The following is a 16,381-nucleotide window of genomic DNA, read 5'->3' as shown; positions in this document are numbered from 1 at the left end:
AAACTCCTTACTGTAGCAATTGCACTAATTGTTGGGCTAGATAGGGGCTTATTAAATAGCCATGCCTATAGAGACCGTTTATGGATATATATTTGCCAGATGCATCAATGCGGGGTAAATTGTCAGGAAAAGCGGCACGTACGCCGACACTAGATTCTAGTATAGTAGCATTGCCAAAAGCGGGGTGCAGCGCATAAGCTGCGCTTAGTAACTCCATCATAGAGCGCGCTGTTATAGGAGCGCTACTATCGCTTTCAATCATTGTGGCACCTATCATAAATTCACCGTTGGGCCGCGGCACTATATACAGCGGTATGCGTGGATGCAGCAATCTGATGCTGCGAGAAAGCTTTATATCCTCGCATTTTAATAACAACATTTCGCCGCGTACGCCGCGCAACTGCGTAAGGTCATTTTTAGCATCTATGCCAGTCGCGCTTATAATATAGCTATATTTACTTTCGTCTATTTGTTGCGCAAAAGGATTTATAAAATTTGCGCCTTTATTTGCTAATTGCTCTTTTAAATGCATTAAAATTTGCCTAGGGTTTAAATATGCCTCGTCTTTATAGAATAGGGCTGTATCAAACCTGCCAGCTAAATCTGGTTCTAAAATAGCGATTTCTTGGCTATTTAAATAGCTATAATGTTCTGTTTGCGCAGCAAAACGCTCTAATTCGCTTTGATCTCTACTGGTTGCTAAAACTAATGTGCCAGTTTTATTTACCAAATTAGGAAAGTTTTCTTGCCACCATTCAATGGCCTTAACACCAGCGTTTTGTATTAATGCTTCACTACTTTCTCTTTCGCAATAGGGTGCCAACATGCCGCCAGCATACCAGCTTGCCGAGCCAACAGGCGCTGCGCTTGGTGCTGCTATATCTAGGATATATTTTTGTTTTTTTATTAATTCCCAGCTAGCGACCAAAGCTGCAATGCCACCACCTTGGATGAGTATTTTTTGCATTAGCTTTCTTTTTTTATGTATAAATCTCCGCCTGCTTGGTATTTTTGCGCCATGTTGGCCATGCCTTCGGCTTTTGCTTGCGCTGCTGCACTGTCTTTTATATCATGCGATATACGCATAGAGCAGAATTTGGGACCGCACATAGAACAGAAATGTGCTACTTTATGCGCCTCTTTTGGCAAAGTCTCATCGTGAAATTTACGTGCTGTTTCTGGGTCTAAAGAAAGATTAAATTGGTCGTGCCAGCGGAAGTCAAACCTAGCGCTAGATAAAGCGTCATCGCGTTTTTGTGCGTAGGGCAGCCCTTTGGCCAAATCTGCAGCATGGGCTGCGATTTTATAAGTTATAACGCCGGTTTTTACGTCATTTTTGTCTGGCAGGCCTAGATGCTCTTTTGGTGTAACATAACATAGCATAGCTGTACCAAACCAGCCTATCATGGCGGCGCCAATGGCGGAGGTAATATGGTCATAGCCTGGCGCGATATCTGTAGTAAGGGGGCCTAGGGTATAAAAGGGGGCATTATGGCAATGTTTAATTTGTTCTTCCATATTTTCTTTTATTTTGTGCATTGGCACATGGCCCGGGCCCTCTATCATTACTTGTACATCATGTTGCCACGCTATTTTTGTAAGCTCGCCTAATGTGCGTAGCTCTGCAAATTGCGCCTCGTCATTTGCGTCTGCTATGGAGCCAGGGCGTAAACCGTCGCCCAGCGAAAGCGAAACATCGTAAATTTTAGCGATCTCACAGATTTCTTCGAAATGTTCATACAGAAAATTTTCTTTATGGTGGTGCAAGCACCATTTGGCGATAATAGAGCCCCCGCGTGAAACTATGCCAGTAACTCGACCTATAGTTAGTGGAATATATGGTAGGCGAAGGCCAGCGTGAATGGTAAAGTAATCTACACCTTGTTCTGCTTGTTCAATTAAAGTATCGCGAAAAACCTCCCAAGTTAAATTTTCAGCGATGCCATGGACTTTTTCAAGAGCTTGATAAATTGGTACTGTACCAATCGGAACAGGCGAATTGCGCAAAATCCACTCTCTTATATTATGTATGTTGCGGCCAGTGGACAAGTCCATAACTGTATCAGCTCCCCAGCGAGTTGCCCAGACCATTTTTTCTACTTCTTCTGTCATGCTGGAGGTAACAGCAGAATTGCCGATATTCGCGTTTATCTTAACGCGAAAGTCGCTGCCTATTATCATGGGCTCGCATTCGGGATGATTGATATTGCGTGGTATTATAGCGCGGCCTTCTGCTATGGCTTTGCGCACAAATTCTGGGCTTACGAATTGTTCTTTTTCTGAAATAGAGCAATTTTCGCGCAGGGCTACATATTCCATTAAGGGTGTTATTATACCAGCTTTTGCATAGGCCATTTGGGTAATAGCTTTGCCGTTTTTTGCTCTTTGTGCCAGTTTTTTTACTGGAAACAGCGGGGTAGCCAAGGCGCCATTTACAAAGCCATTATCTTCTGCACGTATTTCTCGGCCCTTATATTGTTCGCAAACATTATTGAGCTCTGGCCAGCTAACCAAGGCTGGGCTTAGGCCTTTTTCTATGTCTATTGCGGTGTGCTCGTCGCTATATGCTCCGGAAGTGTCATATAATAACAGCTCTGGTACGGGCGCTGTTTCGGCTAATGTGACTTCTCGTGCCGGAACCTTTATATCTGGGAATAGTTGCCCGCTAATATATAGTTTTTTTGAAGAAGGGAAAGGGCCAGTGCTAACTGTTAGGTTATCGCTAGCTGTTAGGGTGGTTTCGTGCATTTTTATACCCTGTTTAAGCAGTTCTGGAATAATATTTATCTAATATAGTATAATAATTAAATCTGCACGTAAAGGATATTATATAAAAAAAGCCCGACTAAACGCCGGGCTCAAGAGTATAGTTAAAGTTGATATTAGAATTTGTAGCCTACATGTAACAATGCTTGAATTTCATGTTTGCCTTTCAAGAAATTCGTTCTTGGGGCAGTTGTGCCAACAGTAAATGTCGTATTGTCATGCCAAGCAACATAAGAAAGTTCTGGTACGATTACGAAACCATTTGCTAGCCTGTATTCAATGTTTGCAGAAGCAGCAACAGTATTTACAGATGTAAAGCCAAGCTGGCCATTGATGTCAGCCTTAGGGGTCATTTTATAGGTAGCACCTACTAAACCTTGCCATCTGCCATCCCAATCTGCATAAGGGCTTCTTACGCTATTACGTAGGAAATATTTATCGCCTAGCAGCTTACCTAGCTCGCTAGTGTCTGCGGTTCCATCAGGCTTAATATTAGTAATATGCGCATCTTTCAGATTCTTTACAGAAGCCATGGCCCATAGGGTCATTCTGTCATTGATCTTGCCATCTACGCGTAGACGTCCAGAAAGACTTTCGTAATAACCGTCATAAGCGGCGGCGGCAATAATGTCACCCCAACCTTGCGCGTATTTTACACCAGCAACTAGGTTAAGATCTTCACCTTTACGACGTGTATCTGTCACTTTGTGTATGCCATCTCTTTGTAACCTGTCAACAGCTTTGTTGTAAGTTTCTGCGCCGATTATAGCAGATACACCGTTTTTAGCATTGAATGTATAATTCACTGTGCCCATTACTGTGCCAACTAGTGGGTTAAGTATGGTGTTGTTTTCTACTGCACCGAAAACGCCTGTCCAAGTATTAAAGATCGATTCATCAATACCAAAGCGAACGCCACCGATTTCAGCATATGCGAAGTGAACCTTAACGCCATTTGATTCTGCTTCGCGTTTTTCTTGATCAGCAAGGCCAATAAAGCCCAAACCGCTACCATAACCACCGCGAAGTTCTGCATAGGTATGTAATCTGCCTAGAGAAGTTGCTGTCATGGTAGATGCGCCAAGACGGCCTTGAAAGCTTATGCCTGCTCTTGCGTCGGTGTTAGTTTTGAATGTTGTGAAATAATCTGCATTCAAAGTGCTACCTAGCATAAGGTCACCTAGAAGACGGCCATTAAACTTTAGGCAAGTTGATGTGCCAGGAATTGTGAAATATCCAGGACCAAATGCATTGCAAGAGCGTAAAACAGTGTTTGCCACTACAGGCGCTTTTACTATTACCTTTTTAACTGGCTTATTTACTGCAGCTTTCTTTTTGTGATGCTCTACAGTTTTTGCCTTATGCTTTGCCTTTGCTTCATGCTTTGTTTTTTCTGCATGATGCACAGCTTGCTGTTTGTTAGCCGACTGCTCAGTTTTTTCTGCTTGTGCAGATGCCGAGGCGATTGTTAGAAGTAGCGTTGCTGTGGTGCTCAGCAATATACTTTTGATATTCATAATTTGACCTCCAGTCAAAATTTACACATTAGTTACCATACCAAAGAAATTAACAATAAATCAATCTTCTTTAATGTGATGTCAGAATACCCATCTGATTCAGGGATGCAATAGCTAATTGTAAAATAGTTTATTCTGTTGCAAAAAAGTCACTCTTGCTGTCGAGCATAGCTTTTAGCCATCAAAAATATTATTTGACAATAGGGTTGTTCTGTAATAAATATTTGAATAATCTAGGAGAGGTGGCCGAGTGGTCGAAGGCGCTCCCCTGCTAAGGGAGTAGGGCTCAAAAGGCTCTCATGGGTTCGAATCCCATCCTCTCCGCCAGTTTTTGGTTAGTGTGCTGGCCTGCCTTTGAGGTCGCTGACGATGTCCATGCGGCCTATTAGTTTTGTTTTATAAATTTCGTAATTTTCTAGCACGCGCATTACATAATTACGTGTTTCCGAGTAGGGTATTCGTTCAACCCAATCTATTTCTTGATAAAGATTCATTTTGCGCGGGTCGCCATAGCGCGCGACCCATTGGGCAGTGCGGTGCGGGCCTGCGTTATAAGCGGCAAAGGTTAGTAGATAAGAACCGTTGAAATTGTTTATTTGTTGTTGTAGAAAATTGAGCCCTAGTTTAATGTTGTAGGATGCGCTGCTTGTAAGTTTTTCGAGCGAGAATTTTTGCCCTGTTTTACGTGCAATCTCTTTTGCTGTTTGCGGCACTAGTTGCATTATGCCTAGCGCTCCAGCGCTGGAGACAGCTTTTGGGTTAAATTCGCTTTCTTGACGGGCAATGGCATAGGCCAGGGCTTTGTCTTGCGGCTTTAGCTTTAATTCTGAGGGTATGGCGCCAGTTATATGTGTAAGAATTCCTATGTCCATATTGCGGGCAGCAGCTATTTTAGCTATTTTTAAAGCGGCGTAATAATCCTTATATTCACACATTTTCTTTATTAATATGATAATTTCCTCGCGCGAATTTAAGTTATTAGCCAGGCTTATTGCCCAGATTCTGCTGTGGTCAATTGCGGTTATTTTATTGAGCTTATTTAAGATTTGCGCTTGAAAACTAGGGAGTTTTATATTTGCCGTGTCTTTTGGCATAGTTAGCGCTAGTTTGGTTTGGCCTAGGGCTGCTGCACTTAATTGACCATAATAATTGGTGTTAAATTTTGCCGAATTTTGGTAATAAGCTTGCGCTAATTTTGGCTTGCCTAATTTTTGATAGCATCTGCCAAGCCAATAATATGTTTTAGCTGCGTGCTTTTTATCTTTCTCATAGTTTAGTACATGCAGAAAATGTGCAATAGCCTTGGTAGGATTATTTAAAAATCTTAGACAAAGCCAGCCTGCCCGCAATTCTTGCTCTGCGGCTTGGTATGTGTTTTTTATGCTAGGCTTATTTATAAGTTCATATGCTAATTTTGGTTTGCCTGCATCCAGCAATTCCCAGCTTAGAGCCATGCGCAGGTGCCACCAAATAGTAGGATATACTAGAAAAGCATTTGTTTGCGGTAGATGATTTAGTCGCTCTGCGGCGAGTTGGTAGCTGTGGTTGTGTCTTAGATATTCTATATAAGCATATTGATATAGCGTACCAGTTTGCCATTTTTTTGGTATTTTTTTAAGAATTTCCAGGCTGTTTTTGTTATTTTTGGCTACGGCGATAAAAGCGCTAGTTATAGGCGCTGCATAGGCTAGGGGCGCTAATTGCTTCGCTTCTTCAAAATGGCGTGTAAGCAATAGCATACGCAGACGTTTCAAATGGTCTATAGAGCTTAATAGCTTCCCGCCATTGGCTAATATCAATTTTTGTATTGGTGTGCAAAAAGGTGTGGTATACCAATAATTTGCCAATTTGCTATAGGCGACCTGGGGTTGGTGCTTATAGGTGGCGCTTGCTACTAGCAGGGCCATGCCTTCTGGGGTTAGTGGGGTTTTTTCTTGGAAGAATTTTAAAATATCGCTGGCTTGTGCATTATTGATTTTTAGACTCATGGTAGAATTGTGTTGCGATAGCTCTGCATACAAGGCTTTTTCAAAATTCGCTTTCATTTTATTTTGCGCTGGCCATGTTTTTAATTCCTGTAGCGCTAGTTTAATAAGTTGGCTGGGCGTATTTTTTAATTCGCTTGTTGCCATGGCCCAAAGCATTAGTTTTGCTTCAATGGAATTTTTAGGTAGCGTATTTTGTATAATTATTGCCTTAACTATATCTTGCGCTTTTATGGCGGCAAGGCCAGTTTTTAAGTTTGCTAACGGTGTAGCGTAGGCTGTAGACAGATAGATATTTGCTGTTATATAGAAAATTATTGGACAGTAAAACAAACGCATTATAAAAAATATTACCAACAGTATTTTATATGACATTGTTAGTCTTATATATTATACTGGGCTAGTATAGCAACAAAATAAATTACTGATAGAATATTTATGTTGTTTGCTACTGTTGGTGTATGAATATGTGTACAATATGGAGCTAAACGATGGTAAAAGGAGCTTTAACCGCCCTTATAACGCCTTTCCAAGAAGATGGGGAGCTGGATGTCAATGCTTTTGAAAAGCTAATAGAATGGCAAATTAGTCAGAATATCCATGGTTTAGTACCCACTGGTACTACTGGAGAATCTCCAACACTTAGCCACGAAGAGCATAGATTAATAATTAAGCGCTGTGTCGAGATAGTTAATGGGCGTGTGCCAGTAATAGCGGGTACTGGTTCAAATAGCACGCGTGAGGCAGTTGCTTTGGCGCAATATGCGCAAGATAATGGCGCTGATGGTGTATTGGTAGTTACACCATATTATAATAAGCCAAATCAACAAGGCTTATTAGAGCATTACGGGGCTATTGCAAGAGCTATAACCATTCCTGTGTTGATTTATAATATTCCTGGGCGCTCTGTTATTGATATGAATGAGCAAACCATGCGAGCTTTGCACTTTGAGTATAGTAATATAATTGGCGTAAAGGATGCTACAGGAAATCTAGAGCGAGCTGTTAGTCAGCGCATAGTTTGTGGGCCAAATTTTAAGCAATTTAGCGGTAATGATTGCACAGCGCTTGCGTTTAACGCGCAAGGCGGAATTGGCTGTGTTTCGGTAACGTCTAATGTGGCGCCTAAGCTTTGTTCGCTTTTGCAAGAAGCTTGTGCGGCCGGGGATTATAAGCAGGCTTTGCAAATTAATGATCTTTTAGCGCCTTTAAATAATGCTTTGTTTGTAGAGCCTAATCCAACAGGTATAAAATATGCTGTTCATTTATTGGGTTTAGTTCAGCCGCATGTGCGCTTGCCTATGGTCCCCTTAACAGAGCAAACAAAGCGTGATATACGAGCTGGTATGGAGCATGCAGGACTTTTTTAAAAAATGGCACAAAAAAAGATTATAGCAGAAAATCGCAAGGCGCGTTTTAATTATGAAATAGCTGATCCGATAGAAGCAGGGATAGAGTTAAAAGGTACTGAGGTTAAGGCTTTGAGAGAAGCTAAGGGCAATATTGCCGAATCTTATGCTGCTTTTGAAGCTGGCGAATTGTGGCTTATAAATTCTTATATTAGCGATTATGAAGCTGGCAATAGATTTAATCACGACAATCGCCGTTTGCGTAAGCTTTTATTGGCTAAGCGAGAATTAAAGCGCTTATTTATTTCTGTAACGCGGGAGGGTATGACTATAGTGCCGCTTAAGCTCTATTTTAATCAAAGGGGGCGTGTGAAACTTGAAATTGCTTTGGCTAAGGGTAAAAAGCTATATGACAAGCGCGAAACAGAAAAGAAACGCGATTGGGGGCGGGAAAAGGCCAGGTTATTAAAAAGCTTAGCTTAATTCTACGGTTTGTTTAATGTTTTCAAATAGTCGATGAAACATTTCTTCGGTTAATCTGCCTGTATTTGTGTTATAGCGCGAGCAGTGATAACTAGAAAAAAGATATAGAGATTTTTTTGTTTTTATTTGGTATTTTCTATTATGCCCAAATGGGTAAAGACTAGTTTTTAGCCCTAGGGCTCTTAATGTTGAGTTATGTGCTATTGACCCTAAGGTCAAGATGGCTTTTAGTTTTGGTAGGGCAAAAATTATTGGTGCAAAAAATTGCCGGCAATTATTTATCTCTGCCCCAAGCGGTTTGTTAAGCGGTGGAACACAGCGTACCGAATTAACAATTGCTGTTTTTATTAGCTCTAGGCTATCGTTAACCTTAGCTTCATACTCACCTTTAGCAAGGCCATAGAGTTTTAAAGTGCTATATAGTAAATCACCAGCATAATCTGCTGTAAATGGTCGCCCTGTACGGTTTGCGCCGCGTAAACCAGGGGCCAGCCCGATTATTAATAATTGTGTATTTGCAGCGTTATCTGTAGGGTAAAACGGGGCTACCGGTTGATTATGCCAAGTTGGTTCTTGTTGCCGATTTTCTAAACGAAATTGAGATAGCCGTGGGCATATTTCACAATTGGTGGGCGGCTCAAACTTATCAAATATTACATTCTGGTTCATTTGCTAACGCTAGCATGATTTTTTTGCTTGGACAAGATAATAAAACTTGTATATAGCTTTAACATGTAATATAGTGACAAGTAACAAGTCAATATTCTTAAAAGAGGTGTCTATGGCCCGCGTAACCGTTGAAAACTGTATAGATAAAGTTGATAATCGGTTTGATTTAGTGTTGTTGGCTGCACATAGGGCAAAGCAATTGTCTAAAGGTGCTCTTTTAACGCTTGATAGAAACGGGGATAAAAACCCAGTTATAGCTTTGCGTGAAATAGCAGCCGAAACAGTAACGCCAACTTCATTGAAAGAAGATTTGATACATTCCTTGCAAAAGCATGTTGATGTTGATGAGCCAAAATTATATGGCTATCAATTGTTGGAAGGGCAATCTAGCACTGCGGCTTCTGAGCAAGTTAAGAGCTTTGATGCGTTGTCCGAAGAAGAGTTATTGGAAAAAATAGAAAAATTGGTGCCGCCAGAAAAGACTGAGGAAGTTTAGCTCAATTATTCTATTTGCAAATATTAGGTGAATAGAGTTTATGATTCCTGTAGAACAACTTATAGAACGTATAGGTTTTTATAAGTCACATGTAAACTCAGATCTTTTAGTTAAAGCCTATAATTACGCCAAGGAAAAGCACAAGCATCAGGTGCGCGCAAGTGGTGAGGCTTATTTTTCTCACCCCATAGCTGTTGCGCTTATTTTAACACAATTGCGTTTAGACGAAGCAACCATAGCTGTTGCCTTATTGCATGATACTATAGAAGATACTACAGCTACTAAGGCAGAGCTCGAAGAGCTTTTTGGCCAAGAGATAGCTGACTTGGTTGAGGGCTTGACGCATTTAAAAAAGCTAGACCTGATTTCTAAAAAAGCTATACAGGCAGAAAATTTACGAAAACTTCTTTTGGCTATTGCCAAGGATATACGTGTTTTATTGGTTAAGTTGGCTGACCGTCTGCATAATATGCGTACCTTGGCTGCGTTATCGCCGCAGCGTCAGCATAATATTGCGCAAGAAACATTAGATATTTATGCCCCTCTAGCTGGTCGTATGGGTATGCAGGATATTCGTGAAGAGCTAGAGGATTTGTCTTTTTGTTACCTGAATGATAAAGCCTATCATGTAATAAAAACTAGGTTGGATAAAATTTCTAGCGAAAATAAGAATTTACTAGAAATTATAGGAAATGAGTTACAATCCTTATTTACACAGCATAAAGTGACAGCCATTATTAAGCGGCGTATGAAAAAGCCATATGCTATTTTTCATAAAATGGAAACTAAAGGGCTAAAATTTGAAGAGCTCTCGGATATTTTTGGCTTTCGTGTAATTGTACCAGATATTATAGCTTGCTACCAGGTATTGGGGTTGATTCATACTAGGTGGACCATGGTGCCTGGGCGGTTTAAGGACTATATCTCAACGCCAAAGCAAAATGATTACCAGTCGATACATACTACAGTAATAAGCCATTTGGGGCAGCGTATAGAGTTACAGATTCGTACTGATGATATGGATGAGATAGCAGAGTATGGTATAGCAGCTTATGCTAGTTATAAAGGGCAAGATGTTTTTGCCGAGCTAGGTAAAATAGGCAATACCAAAGCTTATGCTTGGTTGCGCAAAACTATTGAGCTTTTGAATGAGGGCGAAGGGCCTGAGGAATTTTTAGAACATACCAAATTGGAGCTGTTTCAAGATCAGGTATTTTGTTTTACGCCTAGAGGTAAGTTAGTTATATTACCGTTGGGTGCTACAGTTTTAGACTTTGCTTATGCTGTACATACCGATGTAGGCAATAGTTGTGCTGGGGCTAAAATTAATGGACGAGTGGTTTCGCTTGTTACGGAGCTGCAGAATGGTGATGAAGTAGAAATTTTATGCGAGCCAGATGCAAAAACTTATCTAGTTTATGAGCAATTTGTGCGTACAGCTAAAGCTCGTAGCGCTATTCGTAAAGCGACAAAAAACGCTGCTTACGAGAAATATTGTACTATAGGCTATATAAAATTAACACGATATTTTAAGAAATATAAGCATTCTTTTGTTAAAGAATCTTTGCATAAATTATTAGAACAATTTTCTTATAAGGACATTAATAGCTTACTGGCGGCCGTGGGACGTGATGAGCTGAAAAGTAGAGATATATTTACAGCTCTTTATCCAACCGCGTTGGCGGGCTTGGTGTCTGTGCCTGCTAAAAAACGCCCAAGGCTTAAATTTGCATGGCGTAGCTTACCCAAGCTTGCTAATTTATCTTTTATTCGTTTGCGTAAGATCAAAAAGCGAAGGGCGCAACGTAAACCTTCGCAGTTATATCTGCATGGTAAGGATTATCCTATTTACGGCATTAACAATGACATCAAAGTTAGTTATGCTGCAAAGGGAATTGTGCCTGGCGATAAAATTATAGGTTTACTTGATAAAGCTACAAAAGAAATGGTAATTTATCCGATAAAAGCAAAATTACCTCACCAATCTTACCAAGATGGGCAAGTAATTGATATTGTTTGGTCTGACGAATTGCCGTGTGAGCGATATAGGGCGCATATTTGTGTTTATGTCGCCAATACGCCAGGCGCGCTTAATAAGATAATGGCAATTATCGCCGCTAATGACGTAAACGTTAAAGACGTAAAGATAGTTGATGCACAGGCTGATATAGGGAAAATTGAATTTATTGTAGAAGTTTGGAATGGCAAGCAATTAAAACGTGTTTTGTCGCAAATAAAAGATGAGCCTTTAGTTAGTAAGGCGTTGCGACTTTATGATTAGATAAAGGAATTTTATGAATAGCGAAGATGTTTTAGCAATATTTAGTAAAGCAGGAGCGATACTAGAAGGACATTTTATACTTACCTCTGGTCGTAGAAGTGCTACCTATATGCAAAAGGCAAAAGTGTTTATGCATGCTGATTTAACCGAGCAGCTTTGCCAGGGTTTAGCGGCAAAAATAAAAGCTGAAATTGCGCAGCCTATAGATTATTTAGTCGGTCCGGCCATTGGCGGTCTTATACCTGCTTATGAAACATCACGACATATGCATCTACCAGCTATCTGGGTTGAACGTGTAAACGGACAATTTTGTTTAAAGCGTTTTGATATAAAGCCGGGCGCTAAAATAGTGATAATAGAAGATATAGTGACTACGGGGTTGTCTATAAAAGAAACTATTGCCGCTATGCTGGCTGCTGGAGCAAAAGTTTTGGCCGCTGCATGTATTATAGATCGTTCTGCTGGTGCTGTGGATGTGGGGGTGCCATTGATTTCTCTATGTAGCTACAATGTTCCATCTTATTCGGCTGATGAGTTACCAGCAGAGCTTGCTGCAATTCCTCCGGTTAAACCGGGAAGTAGGTATAATTAGCGTGTTATGATTTCGGTAGAAAAGCTGCGATAATATTAGCAGCGATTCTACCGAATAGCTATGCCTCAGAGCTTAGGTTATTATATTTTTATCTTCGAAATTTGGTAAAAATATAGCTAATATACCCAATATCGGTAAAAATGAGCATAAGATAAAGAGCTTATGCAAGCCAATATAGTCTCCGATATATCCCATAACAGCCGAAGAAAGCGCAGCTATGCCGAAGGAAAGTCCGTACATGGCCCCGCCTATAGTACCAACTTTGCCAGGTATTAATTCTTGTGCATATACTACAATAGCAGGAAAAGCAGAAGCTAATATCGCTCCTATTATTACCGATAGAATTGCTGTAGGAATTAGCCCAACAAAAGGCAGTATAAGAGTAAATGGCAATACACCCAATATCGAGATCCATATAACTACTCTAGCTCCTATTTTATCCCCTATAGGACCGCCAAAGATAGTACCAATAGCTACGCCACTAAGGAATAAAAATAACATCAACTGGGCTTGTTTTACGCTTACTCCAAATTTTTCTATTACATAAAGCGTATAATAATTTTGAAAAGTGCTCAAATAAACATATTTCGCAAACATTAGGCCTATAAGTATCGCCAGGCTGGTGGCTATAGCAGATTTGCTAAGTGTGTGTGTGGCCGTAGTTTCGGTACGCTTTGTTTTTTGCTTTAATTGCCCGATATACCAATTACTAGCATATTTCAATAACATGGCCCCAATTACAGCAAAAGGCGCTATCCAAACTAATTGCTGTTGGCGTGAAATAAATAAAGCGGCTATTAATGGGCCAACAGCTGTGCCAGTATTGCCGCCTATTTGGAATACAGATTGTGCAAAGCCATAGCGACCGCCAGATGCTGTGCGGGTAACGCGCGCGGCTTCTGGATGAAATAGCGAGGATCCAAGGCCCAACAAGGCTGAGCCTAAGATAAATAAGCTATAATTCTGTGCAAAGGCTAGACTCAGAATGCCAAGTAGAGAGAAAACAAATGATATTGGTAACGCTATAGGCATGGCAGTTTTATCGCCATAAAACCCAACAATTGGCTGCAATAATGAGCCAGTGATTTGGTAGGTTGCGGTGATTAAACCTACCTGTAAGAAGCTTAAGGCGTATTTATCGTGCAAAATAGGATAAATAGATGGTAGTAAAGATTGCATAGCATCATTGATGAAGTGTCCAGCACAAATAACCAATATTATTGACATGACGCGTTGATTAGCAGAGGAAGCGACGGCTTGCATGAAGACAGACCTTTAAAATGTGTAAGATAAATGTTATGGATCTTATAGCAGAAGATTTTTGAAAAGTATAGAAAATTTTATTTACAGGAAATTAAAAAATGATTATCGGCATAGGCAGCGATATAGTAGATATACGTCGTATTTCTGGGCTTTTGCTGCGATATAACCAGGTATTTATAACTAAATTATTTACAAATGCTGAAAGGTGCGCGGCATCTTCGCAATTTAGCGAGGCAGCGCATTATGCTAAACGTTTTGCTGCTAAAGAAGCTTTGGTAAAGGCTTTGGGCGTTGGGTTTCGCAAAGGCATTAGATGGCGTGATATAGAGGTTAGAAATGACGCTTTTGGTAAACCACATATATATGTGTATGGTATGGCTGAACAAAGGCTAAAGCTTTTGGCAAATGGCCAAAACACTTCAGAATCAAAACAGCCTCGCTTACATTTGTCGCTAAGCGACGAATATCCTTATGCTCAGGCAATGGTTGTGTTAGAAATATGAATAAAATATATTGTATTTGCCATGTTATGAGTTTAATATAGCTTAAATTATTTAAATTAAGGCATAGAACATGGAAGAAGCTACAGCATCGCAAGATAGTAAAATTGTTTTTAAGAAAAAAGAAAATAGCACTTTAGAACATATTAGCGTTTTTGTGCAAGCTATATTAGTTGCGTTGCTTATTAGGACATTTTTATTTCAGCCTTTTGTTATACCTTCAGGATCTATGCGCCCCACTTTGCTTGTTGGGGACTATATATTTGTTTCAAAATATTCTTATGGCTATTCGCGCTTTAGTTTACCTTATGGTTTACCTTTATTACACGGTCGTATATTTGGCCATCAGCCAAATCGCGGTGATGTTGTTGTATTTAGTCATGTAGACACTTATGACAGCCAACGCAAGGATTTTATTAAACGTCTTATTGGCCTACCAGGAGATCGCATCCAGGTGCGGGACGGTGTGTTATATATAAATGATAAGATGGTTTCGCGGCGTAAATTATACGCTGTTAATGATTATGACGTAACAGGACATTATGGCCCGGTTGATTGCTATTTGGAGACCTTGCCGAATGGGATAAGCTATAATACTTTGGATTTGGACCCGCAGATGCGTGGTAATAATACTCAGCTATTCACGGTGCCTGCAGAACATTATTTTATGATGGGTGATAATCGAGATGATTCTGAGGATAGTCGCTTTTCGTTGCATTATATAGCTAAGGAAGAATTGGTTGGGCGGGCGAACTTAATATTTTTTTCTTTGGGTAAAAATACAAGTGGCTATCAGTTTTGGCGTTGGCCTAGTTCCATTCGGTGGAATCGATTATTTACTTTTGTAAATAAACTTAATTATAATGTTTAATGGCTTTGAAACATCTATAATTAAGCGATTAGAGCAACTTGCTGGGCATAAATTTGTCAATACTGAATTATTGAGCCAAGCTTTGACGCATTCGAGCTTCTGTGCTAATGAGATAAATAGGCATAAAAAAAATTACGAGCGGCTTGAATTTTTGGGCGATAGGGTATTAGGCCTATGTGTAGCCAATATGCTGTATGCTAATTTTCCTGATGCTAAGGAAGGCGAGCTTTCAAAGCGCTTTAACGCTTTGGTCAATACTGAAATATGTGCTAAAATAGCAGAAGAAATAGGGCTGATATCTTTGGTGCGGTTGGGTAGCGAGCTGCAAAATAATAACGATAAGCCGCATATTAATATTTATGCTGATATCATAGAATCTTTTATTGCTGCTATTTTTTTGGATGCTGGGTTAGAAACAGCCTGTAGTTTTGTAGAACAATATTGGCAGTCTTTAGTACAAGAAGATTATGCAGAAAAATCTGATGCCAAAACTGCTTTGCAAGAATGGGCCCATAAGCAAAATGGTGCTCAACCAGTATATCGCTTATTAGAGCGAAGGGGCTCTGATCATGACCCCATATTCTTAATAGAACTGGCTGTTGTTGGCTTCGAACCAGTGCGCGCAGAGGGTGCGTCAAAACGTAAGGCTCAGAGTAAAGCCGCTAAAAAAATGCTGCAACGGGAAGGAATTTGGTAGTTATGGCTGAAATTGAAGAATTATCGCGCGCGGGGTTTGTTGCTTTAATAGGGGCTTCAAATGCTGGTAAATCTACTTTTCTTAATAAGCTAGTTGGATCCAAGGTTTCTATCGTAACGCATAAGGTGCAAACTACACGCACCAAAATACGCGGCATTGTAAATTATAAAAACGGGCAAATTGTATTTATTGATACTCCTGGCTTGTTTGAGCCCAAATCGCATATGGATAAACTTATGGTGCACTCTGCTTGGGGCGGAGCTGAAGATGCAGATATTGTTACCATATGCGTAGATGTCTCTGTAGGGTTAAATAGCGAAAATATAATTATTTTGGATAGGGCAAAAACTTTAAAACAGCCAAAAATTCTAATATTAAATAAGATAGATTTAATAACTCATGCTAAATTATTAGCGCTTATAGCAGAGATCAGTACAATTTATGAATTTGCGCATATTTTTATGGTTTCGGCTTTAAAAGGTGTGGGTTGCGAAGATTATTTAAAAACTTTGGTATCTATGCTGCCTTTGGGGCCACATTATTATCCGGATGATCAAATTTCGGACATGGCTGTTCGGCAATTAGCCGCTGAAATTACTAGAGAAAAATTATATCTGCGTGTACATAAAGAATTGCCCTATAGCGCAGCTGTAATAACCGAAAGCTATACCGAGCAAACAGACGGCTCGATCCGGATTGAGCAAATTATTTATGTGGAGCGTCAGGGACAAAAGAAAATTGTTCTAGGCAAGCAGGGCGCTGTGATAAAGGCTATAGGGCTTGCTGCGCGAAAAGAATTATGTGACATTTTAGGCAAAAAGGTGCATTTATTTTTATTTGTTAAAACGCGGCCAAATTGGAAATCGCACGCGGAGGATTATATAGGCCATGAATAATATGTTCTAGGATTAT

Annotated in this window: 15 protein-coding genes and 1 tRNA gene; 10 read left to right on the top strand and 6 right to left on the bottom strand. The window is 40.1% G+C overall.

Annotated features, from left to right (window positions below):
- Positions 1-7: 7 nt before the first annotated feature.
- From QVL57_RS00900 to QVL57_RS00890, 3 genes are all read right to left on the bottom strand, one after another.
- Positions 8-967: an FAD-dependent oxidoreductase gene (locus QVL57_RS00900; RefSeq protein ID WP_290076730.1), complete on the bottom strand. Its 960-nt coding sequence runs from the start codon at positions 965-967 to the stop codon at positions 8-10.
- Complete coding sequence (thiC, locus tag QVL57_RS00895; protein ID WP_290076728.1) at positions 967-2,748, bottom strand: phosphomethylpyrimidine synthase ThiC; 1,782 nt, start codon at positions 2,746-2,748, stop codon at positions 967-969. Before thiC ends, QVL57_RS00900 begins: the two co-directional genes overlap by 1 nt.
- Before the next feature lie 134 nt (positions 2,749-2,882).
- Positions 2,883-4,283, bottom strand: a complete 1,401-nt coding sequence (locus tag QVL57_RS00890; RefSeq protein ID WP_290076726.1) for a porin — start codon at positions 4,281-4,283, stop codon at positions 2,883-2,885.
- 236 nt (positions 4,284-4,519) lie between these two features.
- Between QVL57_RS00890 and QVL57_RS00885 the strand changes: the two genes are divergently transcribed.
- Positions 4,520-4,610, top strand: a tRNA-Ser gene (locus QVL57_RS00885).
- Between the two features lie 8 nt (positions 4,611-4,618).
- Here QVL57_RS00885 and QVL57_RS00880 read toward each other — a convergent pair.
- Entirely contained in the window at positions 4,619-6,643 is a 2,025-nt protein-coding gene (locus tag QVL57_RS00880) for a lytic transglycosylase domain-containing protein (RefSeq protein ID WP_290076724.1), read from the bottom strand.
- Positions 6,644-6,759: 116 nt separating this feature from the next.
- On the opposite strand from QVL57_RS00880, the gene dapA reads away from it, so the two are divergent.
- A complete protein-coding gene (gene dapA / locus QVL57_RS00875; RefSeq protein ID WP_290076722.1) occupies positions 6,760-7,638 on the top strand; it encodes a 4-hydroxy-tetrahydrodipicolinate synthase in 879 nt (292 codons plus the stop codon).
- A gap of 3 nt (positions 7,639-7,641) precedes the next feature.
- Positions 7,642-8,100 (top strand): SsrA-binding protein SmpB, encoded by a 459-nt coding sequence (gene smpB / locus QVL57_RS00870; protein WP_290076721.1) that lies wholly within the window; start codon positions 7,642-7,644, stop codon positions 8,098-8,100.
- Here smpB and QVL57_RS00865 read toward each other — a convergent pair.
- On the bottom strand, positions 8,092-8,769 hold the full coding sequence (locus QVL57_RS00865; protein ID WP_290076720.1) for a uracil-DNA glycosylase: 678 nt from the start codon (positions 8,767-8,769) through the stop codon (positions 8,092-8,094). The two genes, smpB and QVL57_RS00865, sit on opposite strands and share 9 nt — an antisense overlap.
- 112 nt (positions 8,770-8,881) lie before the next feature.
- Here QVL57_RS00865 and rpoZ point away from each other — a divergent pair, with 112 nt between their 5' ends.
- From rpoZ to pyrE, 3 genes are read left to right on the top strand one after another with little or no spacing between them, the layout of a single operon-like run.
- A complete protein-coding gene (gene rpoZ / locus QVL57_RS00860) occupies positions 8,882-9,265 on the top strand; it encodes a DNA-directed RNA polymerase subunit omega (RefSeq protein ID WP_290076719.1) in 384 nt (127 codons plus the stop codon).
- A gap of 40 nt (positions 9,266-9,305) precedes the next feature.
- Entirely contained in the window at positions 9,306-11,546 is a 2,241-nt protein-coding gene (locus QVL57_RS00855; RefSeq protein ID WP_290076718.1) for a bifunctional (p)ppGpp synthetase/guanosine-3',5'-bis(diphosphate) 3'-pyrophosphohydrolase, read from the top strand.
- Between the two features lie 13 nt (positions 11,547-11,559).
- A complete protein-coding gene (gene pyrE / locus QVL57_RS00850; protein WP_290076716.1) occupies positions 11,560-12,138 on the top strand; it encodes an orotate phosphoribosyltransferase in 579 nt (192 codons plus the stop codon).
- Positions 12,139-12,210: 72 nt separating this feature from the next.
- Here the strand turns inward: pyrE and QVL57_RS00845 are convergent, their stop codons facing one another.
- Positions 12,211-13,401 (bottom strand): MFS transporter, encoded by a 1,191-nt coding sequence (locus tag QVL57_RS00845; RefSeq protein ID WP_290076714.1) that lies wholly within the window; start codon positions 13,399-13,401, stop codon positions 12,211-12,213.
- A 98-nt stretch (positions 13,402-13,499) separates the two neighbouring features.
- Between QVL57_RS00845 and acpS the strand changes: the two genes are divergently transcribed.
- The 4 genes from acpS (at position 13,500) to era (ending at position 16,365) form a co-directional block, all read left to right on the top strand.
- The gene (acpS, locus tag QVL57_RS00840; RefSeq protein WP_290076713.1) at positions 13,500-13,904 is read left to right on the top strand and encodes a holo-ACP synthase; all 405 of its coding nucleotides are present in this window, start codon (positions 13,500-13,502) and stop codon (positions 13,902-13,904) included.
- Between the two features lie 70 nt (positions 13,905-13,974).
- Positions 13,975-14,772, top strand: coding sequence for a signal peptidase I (gene lepB / locus QVL57_RS00835; RefSeq protein WP_290076712.1), 798 nt, complete (start codon positions 13,975-13,977; stop codon positions 14,770-14,772).
- The gene (rnc, locus tag QVL57_RS00830) at positions 14,765-15,469 is read left to right on the top strand and encodes a ribonuclease III (RefSeq protein ID WP_290076711.1); all 705 of its coding nucleotides are present in this window, start codon (positions 14,765-14,767) and stop codon (positions 15,467-15,469) included. The genes lepB and rnc overlap by 8 nt, the downstream gene beginning before the upstream one ends.
- Before the next feature lie 2 nt (positions 15,470-15,471).
- The gene (era, locus tag QVL57_RS00825) at positions 15,472-16,365 is read left to right on the top strand and encodes a GTPase Era (protein ID WP_290076709.1); all 894 of its coding nucleotides are present in this window, start codon (positions 15,472-15,474) and stop codon (positions 16,363-16,365) included.
- The last annotated feature ends 16 nt before the right edge of the window (positions 16,366-16,381 follow it).

Source organism: Bartonella sp. TP (assembly GCF_030406085.1).
Classification (GTDB): Bacteria; Pseudomonadota; Alphaproteobacteria; order Rhizobiales; family Rhizobiaceae; genus CALTWN01.
Note: the sequence above shows the minus strand (reverse complement) of the source record. Positions and strands in the feature narration are given on the sequence as shown.